Source organism: Flavobacterium sp. T12S277 (assembly GCF_048514875.1).
In the GTDB taxonomy this organism is placed as follows: domain Bacteria; phylum Bacteroidota; class Bacteroidia; order Flavobacteriales; family Flavobacteriaceae; genus Flavobacterium.
The window spans coordinates 82,830-102,081 of record NZ_JBLYEG010000004.1; the positions used below are offsets into that span (position 1 = coordinate 82,830).

Genomic DNA, 19,252 nt, shown 5'->3' on the forward strand with positions numbered 1-19,252 from the left:
TTAATTCTTTAATTTAAAATTATCGTATGCTTTTAAAAATGCTTCTGTAAACAAGTTTCCTTGTTTTTCGTATCCTTTTTTAGAATAATGAACCCAATCCGGCCCAATTAACCCTGAGGATTTTAAACTCCGGATTCCATCCATGCCCCCAAGCTCATCGTATAAATCCCAAACGGCAAAACCATCTGTCTTTGCAATTTCAATGATACTTTTTGCATAATCGCGGACATAAACATTGGGTCTTCTTGCTTTGAGTAAAGACGGAGGCGGAGTCATTACAATGATAGAAACATTACTATTTTGTTCTTTTACATTTTTTATAAAATCACGCAATTCCTTTATATAGGCCGATGCTTCCATATGATCGTAGCTTTCGTTTGTTCCCAGCGAAAAAATCATAAGATCGGCATGTAATGCTTTTAACTGTTCAAAAAACAACGGGTATTTGTTATAATCTGAAAACTTGGCTCCGTTGACCCCAATGCTGCTGTAAATTAAACCCGGTGCATCTTTTTCTAAAACTATCCCGTTCAGTTCGTACTTTGAAGCCTCTTTATTCGGAAGCAGAAAAATACGATTCAGTGTCTTTTCAGAATTGTAATAATGAGTAAACGAATCGGATTCCAGATTTAACGGAACAAATTCAGAGCTCGTGATATTTCTGGGTTTGGTTTCGTTAGTTCTGATTTTCAATGTTCGTCCCGCGCGAATGTTATTAGACTTTAGATGATTGTCTTTTCTGATATCGGCCACCGAAACATTGTACTTATCGGCAATGGTCGAAATAGCCTCTCCTTTTTTAATTTTATGGGTGATTACTTTACGCTCTGTAGACTGAATCGTTCTGGTTTGAGAAGAGGTTGCCAAATCAAACATATTCTGATTGTGAGGCGTAATAATCTTAATGGTATTAAAATTATAAGCCGGATCTTTAACATTCAGCTCAACGGCAAAACCGCCATTGTCTCTCCAAAGTGCGATTCCGCTTAATCCAACCGGAACATTTTTGAAAGGGTGAATGTTTCGATAACTTTCCCATGCTCTGTTCGAACGGAACCGCTCGTTATAAGAACCGTTTGTTTTGGCTAGCTGATGTGGAAAAACAAGCCCGCGACCGGCGTTACCAAATTTTTGCTGCAGGTTTTTCCTAATCTCATTTGTCATTAAATCACTCTGAATATGAGAATCTCCAATGTGTACCACATTGATTTTTCGACTATTTTGGGTTTCGTTCGACTTTAATTTCAAAAAAAACGGCACCAAAACTTCTGCATTATAGATTCTGTCTCCCGAAAAAGAATCAACAGCTGCTGTATCGACTTTATGAATCATATTTTTTGGAATTGAAATTGGATCTGTCTTTGGTGTTTTATCGTTTGTTGAGAAAAAAAGACAACAAAAGAAAATAATTAGTCTATTCATTTACGCTATCTGTTTTTACAGCAACGGAATCTGTATTGGTTTTCCTGACTGCTTTCCGTTTCGTCGCATCAGTCTCTCTGTTTACTCGTAATACTTTATATTGCTCGTATCCTTTATTCAATTGATCGTATAATAATTTACCAATAGCTTTTGCGCCACGCTGGTTAAAGTGAGTGTAATCTTTATTGGCTTTTGCCGGAGATTCATCTACCCATTTCACCATCGATCCGTCACCTCCCATTAAGGTGTACAAATTCACAAATCCGGATTCGGTTTCAAGTGCATATCTTTTTTGCGCTCTCATTAAAGGAACAACAGCTGAATCGGTTTTCATTTCCAAATCGTATTTGGTCGATTTATCAGCCGTCGAGATAATCAAAATAGAAACTCCCGGAAAAGATTCCTTAATTTTATTCACAGCTTTGGTCATTCCTCTTTGGTACCAATTGTAATTCTTGGTTCCGTAATTTAAAACGTTGGTTCCGTAATGCAAAATAACCAGGTCGTATTTCAGACTGTTATTGAAGCCCTGCATCACATTGGCATTAAACATCGAAATTGGCAAACCCGAGTTCCCTCTTTGCGAGAAGTTGTCGACATGGATTCCGCTTCCGTTATCAAAGTTAAAACCATAGATTGGAATCGAATCGGAATGAATAAAATTAGCTTTGAATCCTTTTATACTTCCTGAAGTCACTTTTAGGGTGTTGATCAGATTGTTTGGAACAAGGCTTTTTCGCAAGGTATCTCTTCCGATAATGAAGTTCACGTTTCCTTTTTTAGATCCCCTTCCATAATACAATGTTGGATTGTCTAAAGTTGTCGCGTGTTTGTTCAAACCTGCTTCATACTGAACCCAGGTTGTATTTGATTTATCATTTGCAAAAAACACGTGGCCATTTACTCCAAAAGGACTTGTTGGGTGTTTTACGTTCAGATAGGATTGCATTTTCCAGTTTTTGGAAGACGACGATTTTACAGATCCTCTTGATGCAGCAGATTCTGAATTAATAGAAACAAAACCAACTCCACTGCCTCCAAAACGTTCCTGGTAATTGACACGAACATCCTGCACAATTAAATCTCCATCGGTCATAGAATCTCCATAATAGGCGATTCTGACTTTGGCCTGCGGGTTCTTTTCCAGCTGGTATAATTTTTCGTAAAAAGAAATCAGGTATTGATATCCTTTATAGTTATCGAAAGTTTCAGATGGAAACTCAATTCCTTCTGAGGCATCAAAAACGATTTTTTCCCTCGCTTCTTTTTTCTCGTCTTCGGTCAGACTGTCTCCCTGCTGTTCCAGAGAATCATTTGCGACTGACTCCAAAAGCAGACTATCGATAAGTACGTTTTTAGAATTTACTTTACTATCCGAAAAAATTTTATCGGGCAAGATTTGCTTAAATCCAATGAAAGCGATGAATGCCAATGCCACAATTGCAAAAGACTGAAAGAAATAAGATTTTGTATTCACTCGTAATAATAAATTTGAAGAAAGGATTCGTTAAAAATTTCTATTCAAAATTCCTACTAATTCCTTATAAAAAAGTATGGGCAAAGATAGAATTAAACATTAATTTATAGATTGTTTTTAACATTAAAATAAAACAAAAAAAGAGGCTGAATAAATCCAACCTCTTTATCAAAAAAAAAAAATAAAAAAAACAAAGCTAATGATTAACTAAATTTTAAAGTGAACAGAGCTTAATGGACTCAATGTATTCTTATTGCACTATAATTTTACCTGTTTTAATTTCTTCACTTCCTGAACGGATTTTATAGAAATAAAGTCCTTTAAAAAAATAAGAATTCAGATAACTACAGCTTAAAAAAAACCTCGAACAATTTATTATTCGAGGTCTCTTATTTTCTTATTATTTCAAGATTGCGTACTCTAAAGTAACATAACCTCTTATTCCTGCTTCGTTTGTCATCGCCAGGAATTTAACTTTATAGTAGTTATCGGCAGCATCTTTAACTACATAAAAACGATCTGTTCTAACACTTGGTAAAGTAGTTGGTCCACCACCACTTCTCCAGTTAGATCCAATAACTCTCTGATCTGTTTTAGAAAGTGTGAAGTTTGCTTCAACCACATTTGCTTTTGTGAAATTTGCATAAGTTACATCAGCCGTAGTTACAACCTGATAAACCTGAGTTCCAGATTTTGCGTTTGTTGTAATAAAGTCAGAGTATCCGTAAGTCACTTCACCACTACCCATATTTAAATAGTTAGTAAATACTGTAAAGTTTAAGTCCCATTTTGCTTTTTGAGGCTCAACAGAAACTGTATTTCCTGTTGCTAAGCTGAAAAATGTAAAGTTAAAATCAGCTTCTTTTGAGATTACTTTTTCTGTAAATGTAGTAGAAGTCAAATCAGCATATTGAATTTTGTATCCGTTTCCGCTTCTTAAGATTCTAACTTTTTTCCATCCTCTTGCATCACCGTCAACACTTACAGCCCCTTTTGCCGGTACTGCTGTTGAAACTTTAAATCCAAGATTAACTAAATATACTTTGTTATCAGCATCCGTTGCAGAAACTTCAGCGATAGCAGTTCCAATTCCTGCTCCAGCTCCAGCTAAAACACCTGTTGGATTGTCAACATATCCGTTTGATGCAAGTGTTTCACCTGCTCCAACTGAAACGTTAGCATCGATTGTTTGTGATACTGTAATATCTGATGTAGCTAATTTTTTAACTGCCATCTTAACAGATCCGTTCAATACAACTCTAAAATCAGCACCTGTTGAAAATCCAAAATTCCAAGATTCTCTGTTTACTGATTTAGATTCTGCAGCACTTAAATCAAGGTAAACCTGATTTGGTTGATTTGGTCCTCCAACTGCTGGTTGTAAAGTTGCTCCAACGGTTGGGATTTCAACCGGGGTATCGTCGTCACTTGAGCATGATGCAAGTGATAAGAAAGCGAATGATAGTAATAAAAGTTTTTTCATTGTATTTATGTATTAATATTTAAAGATTAAGGTTATATGCTAATTTTAAAAAGTAAGAACGTCCGTAAGCAAGCATTAAGTTCGAAGATGTTGAATGAGCACCTCCACTTGTTCCGGTTCGATTTACATCTGTTATATTCAAAATATTTCGTGCTCCTGCTGTTATTTCAAATTTGTCTTTAAAAAGATTTTTTCGAATAGAGGCATCAAGCCAATTACTCGGTGCTATAGTAGACAATATGAATTCCGAACCTGAAGCAAGGAATTGTTGGCTTCTTCCATTGTATTTATAATATCCGGAAATAATTGTTTTCCATTTTGAAATATTATAAGACGCACTTGCATTTAAATTAAAGGAGTAAAGAAATGAATCATCTGAAACAATTTGCTGATTGTCTATAAGTTGCGAAACACCTATTAATGCAGCTCCAACATTGACTGTCAACCCATCTATTCTAATTTGATTGGTTGCAGAAAAATTCCACATTTTGTATTTGTTGATATTCTTGTATTGATATTCAGGAGTTCCTGTATTGTCGTTTTTACCTATAAATACCATATCAATTCTATCGTTAACATCCATATAACTTCCTGAAATCATATTGGAAAGCTGTAAACCGGAAGAAAATGTGGTAAACTTCTTAAGACTAACTTCATAAGAAGTACTTGTCTCGGGAATTAAATTTTCATTTGCAGCAAAAAAATGTCCATCAAAAATTTGATTCGCATATAATTCTTCAAAGTTTGGCGTTCGATAACCATTTCCATAAGAACCTCTAAGTTCCAATCCTTTATCAAATAAGTATCTTAATGCAATTGAGGAAGCATACTGATCTTTGAATTTAGACTGTGCCGAAAATCGTATTCCGGGTTTTATAGAAAATCGTTCAGAGGCCATGATCTCTGAAGAGGCAAAAAAATCGTAGTTTTCAATTGTTTTATAAACAGTTTTTAGATTATTGCCCTGTGCTTCTACTATCGAAAGTCCTCTGTTATTTACAAACTCATAACCTAGTTGTAAATCGACCTTTTTATCGGAGAAAAAATTACTGACAGTTCCTGTAGACGAAAGCACTTCCATCGACTGGTCTTTTACTTTAACATTCGTGTCTTCTGTTTTAGTAAACAAATAGTATCTGAAATCTTCTACTTCGCGCTGCTGTTTCTGATGCGTAAGGGATACATTATAATACAATTGAGAAAATAGCGTTCCACTTGCATTCAAATTATGAAAGTATCTATTGGTAAAATATCTTTTATCGTCGGCATAACGATAAGATCCCAAAGTAGGACTGAAATTCGATTGTACTGTACTATTATAAAAATCTACATTTTCATCTAAGTATTCGAATTTGTAGAAAAATCTAAAATTATCTTTTTGGTAGGAAATCAAAGCGGTTCCATTCAACTGGTCTTTTGGCAACCAGCTGTAACCGCGTGTAAAATCAGCCTCGGAATAATCTTTCCCTTTTCTGCCATTTAAAAATCCTTGAAAATCATTTCGATTTGCTCCAACACTTACAAACCAATTTTTATTGAAGGTATGTGCCACGCGCAATGATTGAATGTGACGTCCTTTATCAAAAGCAGAAAATTCTTTGCCCACCGTTTCTTCCTGTACAGCGGCATTAATATCCCATTTGTACTTCGAAGATTTTTTGGTAATGATATTCAAAACTCCACTCACGGCATTGGCACCATACGCCACTCCCATTGAACCTTCTACAATTTCAATATGATCAACATCATTAAGATTGATTTGGGATAAATCAGTATTGTTACCTAATCCTGCTTCATTAACTAATGGAATATTGTCCACCAGAATTTTAAAATATTGAGCATCCAATCCGAAAAGAGAAACTGTTGAACGTCCGCTAGTTCCACTTGGTCTTACTGTAATATTTAAATACTGATTTAAAACATCTGCTAAATTATTTGCTGCTAAATTTTGTATGTCTTTATTAGAAATCACACGAACATTAAACACCGATTTTTTTATAGACTGTGGTTCAAACTGCCCGGTAACCACCACTTCAGAAAGTTTATTTACAGCCGTGGTATCTTTCTTCTGTGCAAAAGAAATTTGGCAAAAAAGAAAAGCTGTAAAAAAGATAAATTTGATTTTCATTATTTTTATTCATTCTTAATAATGGCGCAAATATATAAACTATTTTTATTTGTTCTAAATTAAATCCATATATTTGCGAAAATTTAAAAAACAAAATATTACGTTATGATTTCAAAAAGCCTCTATTTTTCAGCTGTTATGGCTTTGACTTGTAGCCTTGGTTTCAGTCAGGATAAAAAACAACAAGACATCAAATCCATCAAATCTATGTGTGGTTGCTACGAAGTGAAGTTTAATTTCGCAGAAACTTTTCAATACGCTAAAGATTCTGCAACTTATAAACCATCTCAAACAAAACATGAATCTGCTTTGGAATGGGTTGAGTTATTAGAAGACACTCCAAACAAAATTGTAATGCAACACTTATTAATTGTAAGTGACGATATGATCATCAAACACTGGAGACAAGATTGGCTGTACGAAAACACTGACTTATACACTTTCAACAAAGGGACTTCATGGAAATATAAAAAACTGGACAAAAAAGCAGTTAAAGGACAATGGAGTCAAAAAGTATATCAGGTAGACGATAGTCCACGTTACGAAGGATCTTCTACATGGGTACACGTAGACGGACAAGACTACTGGGCAAACATCGCTGATGCACCACTACCAAGAAGAGAGCAAACAAAACGTAATGATTATAATGTTTTAAAAAGAAGAAACATTCACGAAATTACAGCTACAGGATGGAATCATGAGCAAGACAATGACAAATTGGTTCGTGATGACAGCGGAAAAGATGTTTTGCTAGCTCAAGAAAAAGGTTTAGACGTTTATACTAAAGTAGCAGATATTAAATGTATCGCTGCTCAAAAATGGTGGAAAGAAAACAACGCACTTTGGAAAAATGTTCGTGACAAATGGCAAACGCTTTTTGACAGACACCAGGATTTAAACTTGGAAGCTAAAGTAGACAGAAAAGCGCTTTACTCTCTTTTGTTTGATTTAAAACCAACTGCTACAAAAGCAGAAACAGATGCGATCATCAACAAGTTTGTAAAATAAAAATATTTGTGTTAGTTACAAAAAGCCGATAGTTTCAACAACTATCGGCTTTTTTTATGCCAAAAAAAACCGTCTGAAAATTAATTCAAACGGTCTAATACCTTCTATGTTTAATTAAGAGCTATTAGCTTACTAATTCAAAACAGCATAAAATTAAAATTAATAAAAGGTGAGTATCTTTAATATTTTGTGATAAGTATCGAGATTATTTACTTTGGTTATAACAAAAAAACTCTTGAGAAGATGTTTAGAGTCTGTAAATAAAGAGATTAGAACCTCATTATATCTTGTTATTTAAAGCCGGAAAATTAGTATATCATTTAATGCGATACAAGTAAATACAGTACTATTTTTTTACTTTTTCACGAGGCTAAAATCCAGCACTTTGACTATCTAGCCCCCGAAAAACAAGATAAGAATCAAAAAAGCTAAAACAAAAAGAGCCGATAGTTACAACACTATCGGCTCTTGATTTCACTATATATAGGAAACCTAATTGCTATAAAAAATATTAGTTAGCTTCTGCACATTCAGAATATGTAACAATATGTTTCGTTAAATCCGTCCATTTAGGCTCCGGATTTGCAGCAATTATTTTCTCACAGCTTCCCCATAATGGAACGAATTCTTTTTTATAATCTTTTTTCTTTAGTAAAAATGCCGGTGAATCTTTTTTAGCCACATAGTACGATTTTGCATCTCCACCAATAAATTTTACACCACCTACTCCTAAAGAAGTTGTTTCTTTTGCATAAGGATCACAGTATACTTTAAATTCTTTACTGAAAGAAGGATTAAGTAATTGCATTAACAATTTGCTGTTTTTCTTTTTGATTTTTACATCAGTAGTTTCAAAATAAGCGTATCCGTCATTTAAAAAATCCTGGTTCAACTTCGTATCATTCCATTTTTTGAAATCTTCAAGGAAATTAAGTTTCTTACCTAAGTTGTCTAATCCACTTGGCGGCAAGTACATGAATTTAATATCTTCCGGTTTTAGTTTGTGCTTTTTTCCGGCTCCGTCTTGTAATTTGATAAACTCAATCAAACCTTTGTCTCTATCAATATCTTTAATAGTACCGTTAATTTCAGTACCATCGGCTAAAGTTATGTAAGCTGTTTTACTGTGGGAAAATCCATAAGAAGGCGAAATCAAATCTTGAGCATTCACGTTGCAACACGCTACCAGAAGCACTAGTAGTAAAAAGGAATTTTTAATCATTTGTTTTTTGGTTAAATTGTTTGCCTACTCTTGCGATTTTCGGCTTCCTCGATTATTTTTTTAACAGAATTCTCTACGTGACATCCTGTATTTAGTGGTTCGGAAAATCTTTTTTACAAATCTTTTTCTTACTGTAAACATAACCATAAAAACGAGATTTACAAATGATAAACTGTGTTTTTTACACGAAAATTCAGCAAAAAAGCAACTGCGATTTTCGTCTTAATTACTTTACATTTTTGAGTAAAATACAGTCGTAACCAATCACAAACATTTAAGAATTTACCCTTGCATTACGTGTAATGCAGAAATGTAAAACTCAAAAAACCGATAGCCTTTTAAGACTATCGGTTTTCTGTATAAAATTATCGGTTAAAAAAATCTAATTTTTATCCCAGAATACTTTAGTGGTCATTAAATCTCCTCCAATCGCAGCTGTTGCCTTGGTATAGCTAGTACCATTTTGAAATTGCTCAACACCGGGGTAAGTGTATCTCACAGGAACCGTTAAAAACCCTCTATTTTTTGAAGTATTTGAGGGTAGTAATTTTGGATAATCCAGTCTCCTGTAAGAAGTCCATGCTTCAAAACCTCTATTATAAAGGGCAAACCAAGATTGCATGCCTATTTTTTCCTGCCAGGTAGCTCCACTCGCAGTATTTGTATAAGCAACTTTTGGTAAAAGTTTGTATTTATTGGCATCCGCCTGAGTCAATCCCCAATCGGCATAAGAAGCATCAATTCCGGCATTGTAATAAATTTCGGCTTGTGCCGTACCGCCGGGAACCAATTTTTTTTCAGCAGCTTCTGCCAGTAAAAACTGCAATTCAGCATAATCAAACAGCGTCCCCGGAAAAACAGGATTGTTCAATGTACCTGTAATATGAGAATAAGATCCAAAAACATTGGCTTCTCCATAAGTACCTCCTACATAACTTCTTCCAGCCGGAATTACCGGAACCGGCTTAGTTGCGTTAACAAAATATTTGTCCATTCTTTTATCACCTCCTATGGCATCCATTGCCGCGACAAAAGGTTCAGCAGGAATAAAGTCATCTCTTTTGCTTGTCACTAAATCCGCAAACAATGGATTTTGATTGCCTGCAGTTGCTAAATAATTTAGTTTAGTGTTATCGGCATTACTTCCTAATACCCCTGAAACAAGTGCTGCCTGAATTTGCGTAGCAGCGTAGGCCTGATCAACATCAGAAATATTCACCGCAAGCCTTACGATCATTGAATTAGCAAACTTAGCCCATTTGGCATTACTTGCTGCATCGCCATTGTAAACAAGATCGGCCCGGCCAAAATTAGGATCTTGTGTATTGGCTTTTAAAATGACTGCCGCTGCTGCAAATCTTTTAATAAGATCTTTGTAGATTGTTTTTGCATCATCGTATGCCGGCAAAGGATATTTTTTTATATTTAATGCCTGTGTATAAGGCACATCACCAAAAGTATCCACCAAAACGCTATAGCTGTAACATTCAAAAACCTCAATTAAAGCCAGCTTATTTTGTTTTATAGCGATTTCAGAAGCTGAAACCGCAATTTCAGGTACAATTAATTCTCGCGATGCTTTTAAATCCATCAATACATCCCGGTACAAAACTGAAAAATGCTGGTCCGGAATTTTTCTTCCGGTGATGTCGTACTGACTTTCATTAGGATAGGTAGTTGCTGTCCATTGTTGCACAAACATTCTAAAAACATTATAGTTTACAGAGGTACTCACCATTTGATCCACGACTTTTTTCTGAGCATTGGTAAATAAATATTCTGCTTTGGTAATCGTTGGTTTCTTAGGATCAACATTCTGATCGGTAATATCACTACAGGAGGTGACTACTGTAATGATGTATAGTAAAGAAAATATTCTTTTCATAATTTAGAATTTTAAAGTTAGGTTACAGCCTATATTTCTTGTGGTCGGAAGAGATCCGTTAGAATAGCCTGCCGCTAAGTTCCCGGAACTAAGTCCGCTTTCGGGATCAGCGTCTGGAAGATTTTTGTGGATAATCCATAAATTGGAACCTACAAGAGAAAGACGTAAATCATTTAAACCCATTTTAGAAATAATTTCTATTGGAAAACGATACGTAATATTTACCTCTCTCAACTTGATGTAACTGGCATCATATACAAAAGCTTTTTGAGGGTTGCTACTATAACCGTATATGCTTCCGGATGCTTCCGGATTCGGTGTTCTTATCGTATTTGGCAAACCCGTAGTTTTATCAATACCCGGAAGTATAACTCCACCTCCGTTAGCAATCGTATTTCTTACCGGGTTTCCTAACTCATTGTTTCCGGCTGTCGATTTGTATAAACCGGCGTCTTGTCCGTAAGATTGATCCAGAGAGAAAAGATCTCCACCCTTTTGCATGTCTATCAGGAAGCCTACTGAAATTTGTTTATAAGTAAACTTGTTACGCAAACCACCGATCCAATCCGGAGTAACATTTCCAATAACATTTGTAGATGTAGTGCTCAATACATAAGAACCATTACTTGTAATTCTCTGTCCATCCGGGGTATAGGTATAGTCTTTCCCAATAATAGTCCCATATGGCTGACCCACTTTTGCAATAATGCTTGCATTTCCCTGAAAAGTACCTAATGTAATTGTTTCAATACCCGATCTTAAACTAACAACTTCATTCTTATTTTTAGACCAGTTTACAAAAACATCCCATTGAAAATCTTCCGTTTTTACAGGAGTTGCATTGAATTGCACCTCAAGCCCTTTGTTTTCTACAGAACCCGAATTGATGTATTTTTTAGAATATCCTGTTGAAGTGGAATAATCCACATCATATATTTGATCAGAACTTAAACTTCTGTAGGCACTCACTTCAAAACCGATTCTTCTTGTAAAAAATTGCATCTCCAAACCAATTTCTTGTGAGGCCGTTTTTACCGGACGCAACTCGGGATTATTTGCTACGTTTGGAATAGAGTAAAGCTGTTGTCCATCACCAAATGGATTGAATTTAGTAAAAACATCCTGTAAAGCATATAAATCTATGTTTCCTTGTGGATTTTCAGCATAACTGGCCCTTAATTTTCCAAAAGACAACCAGGGCTGATTGATATGTTTGGTAAAGACATAACTTGTAGAAGCAGAAAAAGTATTTACGGAATTATCCCCTTTGGGTAAAGTAGAAAAAGCATCATACCTAAAGGTTCCATCTAAAAACAAAAAGTCTCTGAAACCAAATGAAAGGGAAGCATAACCACTGTCTACTCCTGAATTATCTTCTTTTTCTAGTGCAAACGGACTAGGTGATACTGAATTAGACAGGGCATAAAGACCCGGAACAATTAGTCCTCCTTCTGTTGATCCAAGAGTGGAAGTTCGTCTTGTTCGTAAAGCATTGGTCCCTAAAAGTCCGGTTAGAGAAAGATCAGCAGTAATGTCTTTCTTAAAGTTTAAAGTAAACTGATAGTTTTGTTCCGAAAACATCCCTTGATACTTTTGATATCCGGAAGGTACCGCTAATCTGTTTATTCCAAATACAGCATTTAGAGATCCGGCAGCCAGTCTTTCTTCACGTAATTCAGCATAACTGTCTGTACTTACTTTTCCGGAAGCCGATAACCAGTCGCTTATTTTATAATCAAACTGAACGTAACCAATAAAACGATTTCTCTCATCCGTTTGATAATTTTTATATCGTGAAAAGTAAGGATTGTCCCAATACTTCGGATTAAACTTTCCATTTGCAGGGTCAGCCATATTCCAGGAAATATTTTGTCCTCCCGATCTTTCAAAGACCTCTTTTTGTTCTTTTATATCCACATTTGTAGCCCACCATTGGCGAAATTGCCCCATTACATTATTTCCACCATATCCGGTTGCATTTCTACCCAATGTATTTTGAGAGGAATAATTGGCAAAAATGCTCGTTGATAATTTGTCACTAAATTTGTGGTTGAATTTTAAACTTAAATTATTTTTCTTCAGTTCACTATTGGGCAAAATACCATTTTCTTTGTAATGGTTTAAATTGAGTACAAAATTAGTTTTGTCATTGGCATCTTCTAAAGAGATCGAATTATTGGATATTTGAGCGGTTCGGAAAAACGTAATCGGTCCATTTTTAGCAGCCTGCCATGGTGTTTTTTTGCCATAATTATCAGAAAACGGCGTATAAGCATCCCATTGAAAAACAGAAAGTTTTGGATCAAATGCCACACCATAAGAGGCATCATCAATAGTGGTCGCTACCTGATTTCCATTTTTATCAATTGTAAAAAAAGCGCCTGTAGGTCCTGTCGGAATACCTATTGGCTTCCCCTTCTCATCATATGTCGGGCCATATCCTTGCCCATATTTGGTCTGAATATCCGGAAAGGTCGATTTATCAATAGTTCCTATAGTAAGTTCACTGGTAATGGTAACCCCTAGTCCTTTCTTAGATTTTCCTTTTTTGGTGGTGATCATGATTACCCCATTACCGGCCTGCCATCCATACAATGCTGATGCTGCAGCCCCTTTCAGAATGTTTAATGTTTCGATATCATCCGGGTTAATGTCCATACCTGCATTACCATAATCGTAAGTGTTACGGACACCTTTTGTCTGATCTCCCAGGTTTGAATTAATATTGCTATTGTTAACCGGCATACCATCAATTACGATCAACATTTGATTGTCGCCGGTAAGACTTTTTATCCCTCTTGAAACAACATTAGTAGAACCGCCAAAGTTTGTATTTTTTCGGATACTAACACCTGCCGCTTTTCCTGAAAGTTCGTTGAGGAAGTTTGCACTCCCGGCACCGGCCGATAAGTCACTCCCTGTAATCTCTTGTGTAGAATATCCGAGGGACTTCTTTTCTCTTTTAATCCCCAAAGCAGTTGTTACAACCACATTTTCTAATTGCATCGAATCTTCTAGCAATTTCACACGGAGCGAAGAAGAACTTGCCGCTACTTCCTGAGGCTTCATCCCCACAAAGCTAAAAAGCAAAACATCGGCTGCTGCTGCTTTAATCGTAAATTTTCCCTCAAAATCTGTTTGTGTTCCAACTTTCGTTCCTTTAACCAGTACACTTACTCCTGGAAGCGGAAGTCCGGCCTTATCCGAAACAGTACCTGAAACACTTCTCCCCTGGGCAAATGTAATTTGCGACACTAGTGTCAGGAACAGCACTAAAAATCCATTTAATTTAAGTTTCATTATTTTTCATTTTTTGAATTAATGACGCAACTTATTGTTTTAAATTAATTTTAACAAGAATTTTAAAACATTTAACATTAATAAATGTACTAATAATATTACTTTATAGATTGATAAGAGGAAACGTAAAACACAAACACATTGATTTACAGTGTTTAAAAAAAGGCAGACCTGCTAAAATATTGTAAGAATAATTTTGGTATAAAATCTATTTCCTTCAATCTCAAAAAGTCAGTTTTCAGACTTTTTATTTCTCTTTAGTGAGGAAATAATGCAGAAACAATTCCTTTTTTGAATTAAAAAAACTGTCCAAATTGACTTTGGACAGTTTATTCCTAGTCATTTTTTACTAAAAGTGTACTAATTCAAAATAAATAAAAATGAATATGAAGGAATTATGATCATGCTCGCAGAAAATTGATCTGAAAGCATAAAAGTTTACAGTATTTGTATCGGATAATTGTACCTGGAGTATCAGGATAAAATAATTATAGAGCAGTGTCGAAATAATTATTTGCCCCTTATGCAAGAATTGCTTTTGGTTTTACAAATATATAAGAATTGTATTACAATTTATGTTTTTCGGAAAAAATATTTCTTAAGACAAATTTTAGCCCAACAGCAATCTGTAAATAGCTTCATCAACAAAGAATGCAACACACTAACAACCAAGATATTATTCCTTGTGTTTTAAAAAAAGTAAAAAAAAAAGCCAATAGTAAAACTATTGGCTTCTCCTTATTTATGTGTTTTAGTTCTTTTACATACGCTCCGGAACTTCAATTCCTAATAAAGTAAATGCTGCTTTAATAACCTCAGCAACCTTTTGCGAAAGCTGTACTCTGAAGATCTTTTTAGTTAAATCCGTCTCTCCCAGTATGTGTACTGACTGATAGAAAGAGTTGTATTCTTTTACCAAATCATAAGTATAGTTAGCAATCAAGGCCGGACTATGATTTTGTGCCGCATTTTGAATTACTTCCGGGAAAAGCTCGATTTGTTTGACCAATTCTTTTTCTTTTTCGTGTAATTCTTCTGTATTGGTTTTAGCCGAAAAATCAAAATCGGCCTTACGGATAATCGATTGAATTCTCGCGTAAGTGTATTGAATAAATGGTCCTGTATTTCCGGCAAAATCAACAGATTCTTCCGGGTTAAACAAAATACGTTTTTTAGGATCTACTTTCAAAATGTAATATTTCAACGCTCCAAGACCAATGGTTTGGTACAATTTGGCTTTTTCTTCAGCTGAATAACTGTCCAGTTTTCCTAAATCTTCCGAAATTTGTTTGGCAGTATCCGTCATATCCTGCATCAAATCATCAGCATCCACAACGGTTCCTTCACGGCTTTTCATTTTTCCGGAAGGCAAATCAACCATTCCGTATGACAAATGATACAGGCTTGAAGCCCAGTCAAAACCTAATTTTTTCAGAATCAGGAACAATACTTTAAAGTGATAATCCTGCTCGTTACCCACGGTGTAAACCATTCCGCCTACATCCGGCATATCTTTTACACGCTGAATTGCAGTTCCAATGTCCTGTGTCATGTATACCGCAGTTCCGTCAGAACGCAAAACAATTTTACGGTCAAGACCTTCATCTGTAAGATCGATCCAAACAGAACCATCAGGATCTTTTTCGAAAACCCCTTTGTCTAAACCTACCTGAACAACATCTTTTCCTAACAGGTACGTATTGCTTTCGTAATAGTATTTATCGAAGTTAACCCCCAGATTTTTATAGGTAATAGCAAAACCATCATAAACCCATTGGTTCATCATTTTCCAAAGCGCAATTACAGCTTCATCTCCAGACTCCCATTTTTTAAGCATTTCTTGTGCTTCAATGATAATTGGGGACTGTTTTTTGGCTTCTTCTTCGGTTTTACCGGATTCCATTAGTTGAGAAATCTCCGCTTTGTACGCTTTATCAAACTCAACATAATATTTACCTACTAATTTATCTCCTTTCAAATTTGAACTTTCGGGAGTTTCACCATTTCCAAACTTCTGCCAAGCCAGCATCGATTTACAAATATGGATTCCACGGTCGTTAATAATTTGTGTTTTATATACTTTTTTTCCTGATGCTTTGATAATTTCGGCTACCGAATATCCCAACAAGTTGTTACGTACGTGACCTAAGTGCAGTGGTTTATTGGTATTTGGCGAAGAATATTCGACCATAATCGCTTTGTCCTCCGGATTTGGCGTTACATATCCAAATTTTGTATTGTCTTTTATTTCATTAAAGAAATTCAAATAATAACTATCGGCAATAACGATGTTCAAAAATCCCGAAACCACATTAAAACGGGCTACTTCGGAAACATTTTCAACTAAATAATTTCCAATTTTACTGCCCAGTTCGGCAGGATTGCTTTTGATCACTTTCAACAAAGGAAAAATCACCATTGTGATATCGCCTTCAAATTCTTTTCGGGTCGTTTGAAATTCGATTTTATCAACAGTAACATCAAATAATGCTTGTATTGCTTTTTGTATAGAAGGAGTAAGAATTTGTGATAATGACATGTAAACTTATTTTAAAGTGAGCAAATATACTGCTTATTCATCAATTACAGAAAATCAAAAACATATTAAATGGTATAAAACGATCCTGAATTCTTAAAAAGCGTTCGCTTTCAAGTGTTAAAATTATCCAAAAATCAAAAAGCTAACCTGTTATAAAACAGACGATCTTATAAAAATATATTTTTTTTTCACTTTTTTCTGTAACATATCTATGGCAAAAGAGTCTTAATAAGAACTTCAAATTAGTTTGAGGGCAAAAAAACAAAAACAAAAACAATCATCATCAATCCTCCAAAATCATCATTACATTATGAAACTAAAATTCTTTCTGTTTGTATTACTGGGTGTAATAACAACAGCAAATGCACAGAATTCAGGAACTGTTTCCGGAAAAATTACCGAGAAATCAAATAACGCGCCTATTTCTTACGCGACAGTTTCTATCAAAGAAAACGGGAAAGTGGTTACAGGGGTTAACTCTGATGACCACGGAGATTTCTCTATCAAGAATCTGGCTTTAAAAAGTTATACGATCGAAATTCAATACATTGGATTTAGAAAATATGTAGGTTCTTTAATTTTAAGCGACAACAAAAAAACCGCTACTATTAATGTGTCTCTTGAAGAAGAAGCAACGCAGCTTAAAGGAGTAAATATCGTAAGTGAGCGTTCGACAATCGAGCAAAAAATTGACCGAAAAGTAATTACTGTCGGAAAAGATTTGACTACTGCCGGAGCTTCTGCATCTGATATTATGAACAACATCCCGTCTGTGAATGTAGATCAGGACGGAAAACTTTCGCTTCGCGGAAATGATAATGTACGTGTATTGATTGATGGAAGACCTTCGAATATTGATCCAGCTCAGTTGTTGAAACAAATTCCATCGACCTCGATCAAAAAAATTGAGTTGATTACCAACCCAAGTGCCAAGTACAATCCGGAAGGAATGTCAGGTATTATCAATATCATTTTACACAAAAACAGCAATACTGGTTTCAACGGAAGCTACAGTGGCGGAATCACTTTTGGAGAAGTAGCCAAATACAATCAGTCTTTGGATTTGAACTATAAAACCGGAAAAGTAAATTTCTTTGGTAACGTAGGACAAAATTTCGGAACTTATTATAACGATGGTTTCATCAACAGATACGATCAGGACATTCGTCAGAAAATTGATGTTGTGAACGAAAATGATTCTTACCTGTATAAAATTGGAATGGATTATTTCATCAATGACCACAATACGATCTCTTTTTATACCAATCAGAATAAATCAAACGGTAAGTTTTTTGTAGACACGAATATTGATTACAGTAATGTAAGCAGTTCTGACATTAACAATATGTTACAGAAATCAAAATATACTGGTCCGGATAACGTAGGAACTTACAATTTGGCTTACAAACATATCTTTAAAAAAGAAGGTCACACTTTAGATTTTGAAGCCAACTACAGCAACAATAAAGAAACGCAAAATGCTGGTTTTGATACACAAATAAGAAAAAAAGACAATAGTACAGACAGCCAGTCTTATATCGATTATATTGCCGGTACTCGTAAATTAAGTACTTTAAATGTTGATTACGTAAATCCATTAAACGAAAAAACAACTCTTGAAGCAGGTGCCGAAGCCAGAATTACAAAAACGGATAACGATTATATCACCGGTAATCCGCTTGCAGCACTTCCAATTTCGAATTACACTTACGATACTGATATTTATTCTGCTTATGTAACATTTGGTCAGAAATTCAAAAAATTCAGTTATCAGGTAGGAGCTCGTTTTGAAAGCTATAAAGTTGTAGCCAACTTAAATCATGGTCTGGATAAGTTTAATGATGATTATATCACCTTATACCCATCGGCTTATTTGACTTATAACCTGAATGAGAAAAACACATTTCAGTTGAGCTACAGCCGTCGTGTAGACCGTCCGAGTTTAGAGCAAACAAAACCTATTCGTGAGTTTTCTACGCCATTAATTACAGCATTAGGAAATCCTGAATTAAGACCTCAATTCACGAATTCGGTTGAAGTAAATTATACTAAAACTTTCGAAAAAGGAAGTTTTACTGCAGGTGTTTTTGTGAGAAGCATCAACGACCAAATCAGCAGAGTTTTACTTCCAGATGACACAGATCCAAGTGGTAACAAACAAATCCTAACGTATTCGAACTTTGACAACAATACTTCTTATGGTTTTGAAGCTTCGTTCACTTATAAAATTGCAAAATGGTGGGATATTTCACCATCTATTGACTTTTCAAGCATTAACCAACAAGGTATAGTGTTTGTATACGATCCGGTAACTCAAAAAAGTAGCCCTCTGGATAGAAAAATTACTGTTGGTGCTTTTAACGGTCGTATGAATTCAAACTTTAAAGTAAACAAACGTTTAAGTTTCTTATTATTCGGATTTTACAGAGGAGAAGTTGAAGGTCTGCAAAATAACAGTCATGCAATGTACAAAATGGACATGGGTTCTCGTTACACCTTGTTAAACAACAAAATGAACATTAGCTTACGTTTTAACGACGTGTTCAATACAATGAAATATGCTTTCGATTCTCAGTATCCTTATTCACACTCAGGACAATTTACATGGGAAAGCCAAACCGTTTATTTAGGTTTAACGTACAACTTTGGAGGTGCGAAAATCAAAAACCTGCAACGTAAACAAAGAGAAGACAATACGAATAAAGGCGGTGGCGGATTATTTTAATCCAACATTACCAATCGATTTTAATAGTTTCGTATAAAATGAAGAAGCCTGGAGTTTGCCAAC

At 35.1% G+C, this 19,252-nt stretch carries 10 protein-coding genes; 2 read left to right on the plus strand and 8 right to left on the minus strand.

Going from position 1 to position 19,252, the window contains the following annotated elements; translation table 11 throughout:
• The 4 genes from ACN1CN_RS08085 to ACN1CN_RS08100 all read right to left on the minus strand — a co-directional run bounded on the left by ACN1CN_RS08085 (position 1) and on the right by ACN1CN_RS08100 (position 6,510).
• Positions 1-1,422 carry a GDSL-type esterase/lipase family protein gene (locus ACN1CN_RS08085; protein WP_419135285.1) on the minus strand — a complete coding sequence of 474 codons (1,422 nt, stop codon included), beginning with the start codon at positions 1,420-1,422 and terminating at the stop codon, positions 1-3.
• Complete coding sequence (locus ACN1CN_RS08090) at positions 1,415-2,899, minus strand: SGNH/GDSL hydrolase family protein (RefSeq protein ID WP_419135286.1); 1,485 nt, start codon at positions 2,897-2,899, stop codon at positions 1,415-1,417. The genes ACN1CN_RS08085 and ACN1CN_RS08090 overlap by 8 nt, the downstream gene beginning before the upstream one ends.
• Before the next feature lie 400 nt (positions 2,900-3,299).
• On the minus strand, positions 3,300-4,382 hold the full coding sequence (locus ACN1CN_RS08095) for an HmuY family protein (protein ID WP_419135287.1): 1,083 nt from the start codon (positions 4,380-4,382) through the stop codon (positions 3,300-3,302).
• 19 nt (positions 4,383-4,401) lie between these two features.
• A complete protein-coding gene (locus ACN1CN_RS08100; RefSeq protein WP_419135288.1) occupies positions 4,402-6,510 on the minus strand; it encodes a TonB-dependent receptor plug domain-containing protein in 2,109 nt (702 codons plus the stop codon).
• Between the two features lie 105 nt (positions 6,511-6,615).
• On the opposite strand from ACN1CN_RS08100, the gene ACN1CN_RS08105 reads away from it, so the two are divergent.
• Positions 6,616-7,518 (plus strand): DUF6607 family protein, encoded by a 903-nt coding sequence (locus ACN1CN_RS08105; RefSeq protein WP_264525250.1) that lies wholly within the window; start codon positions 6,616-6,618, stop codon positions 7,516-7,518.
• Positions 7,519-8,029: 511 nt separating this feature from the next.
• Here the strand turns inward: ACN1CN_RS08105 and ACN1CN_RS08110 are convergent.
• The 4 genes from ACN1CN_RS08110 to argS form a co-directional block, all read right to left on the minus strand.
• The gene (locus ACN1CN_RS08110) at positions 8,030-8,740 is read right to left on the minus strand and encodes a hypothetical protein (RefSeq protein WP_291284986.1); all 711 of its coding nucleotides are present in this window, start codon (positions 8,738-8,740) and stop codon (positions 8,030-8,032) included.
• 382 nt (positions 8,741-9,122) lie between these two features.
• On the minus strand, positions 9,123-10,625 hold the full coding sequence (locus tag ACN1CN_RS08115; protein ID WP_419135289.1) for a SusD/RagB family nutrient-binding outer membrane lipoprotein: 1,503 nt from the start codon (positions 10,623-10,625) through the stop codon (positions 9,123-9,125).
• Positions 10,626-10,628: 3 nt separating this feature from the next.
• Complete coding sequence (locus ACN1CN_RS08120; RefSeq protein ID WP_419135290.1) at positions 10,629-13,925, minus strand: SusC/RagA family TonB-linked outer membrane protein; 3,297 nt, start codon at positions 13,923-13,925, stop codon at positions 10,629-10,631.
• Between the two features lie 760 nt (positions 13,926-14,685).
• On the minus strand, positions 14,686-16,464 hold the full coding sequence (gene argS, locus ACN1CN_RS08125; protein WP_419135291.1) for an arginine--tRNA ligase: 1,779 nt from the start codon (positions 16,462-16,464) through the stop codon (positions 14,686-14,688).
• 310 nt (positions 16,465-16,774) lie between these two features.
• On the opposite strand from argS, the gene ACN1CN_RS08130 reads away from it, so the two are divergent.
• Positions 16,775-19,189, plus strand: a complete 2,415-nt coding sequence (locus ACN1CN_RS08130; protein ID WP_291284990.1) for a TonB-dependent receptor family protein — start codon at positions 16,775-16,777, stop codon at positions 19,187-19,189.
• Positions 19,190-19,252: the final 63 nt, after the last annotated feature.

Coding starts and splice junctions, on each gene's coding strand:
- ACN1CN_RS08095 (WP_419135287.1), bottom strand. CDS start 4,382: ATGAAAAAACTTTTATTACTATCATTCGCTTTCTTATCACTTGCATCA.
- ACN1CN_RS08100 (WP_419135288.1), bottom strand. CDS start 6,510: ATGAAAATCAAATTTATCTTTTTTACAGCTTTTCTTTTTTGCCAAATT.
- ACN1CN_RS08115 (WP_419135289.1), bottom strand. CDS start 10,625: ATGAAAAGAATATTTTCTTTACTATACATCATTACAGTAGTCACCTCC.
- ACN1CN_RS08130 (WP_291284990.1), top strand. CDS start 16,775: ATGAAACTAAAATTCTTTCTGTTTGTATTACTGGGTGTAATAACAACA.
- ACN1CN_RS08110 (WP_291284986.1), bottom strand. CDS start 8,740: ATGATTAAAAATTCCTTTTTACTACTAGTGCTTCTGGTAGCGTGTTGC.
- argS (WP_419135291.1), bottom strand. CDS start 16,464: ATGTCATTATCACAAATTCTTACTCCTTCTATACAAAAAGCAATACAA.
- ACN1CN_RS08085 (WP_419135285.1), bottom strand. CDS start 1,422: ATGAATAGACTAATTATTTTCTTTTGTTGTCTTTTTTTCTCAACAAAC.
- ACN1CN_RS08105 (WP_264525250.1), top strand. CDS start 6,616: ATGATTTCAAAAAGCCTCTATTTTTCAGCTGTTATGGCTTTGACTTGT.
- ACN1CN_RS08120 (WP_419135290.1), bottom strand. CDS start 13,925: ATGAAACTTAAATTAAATGGATTTTTAGTGCTGTTCCTGACACTAGTG.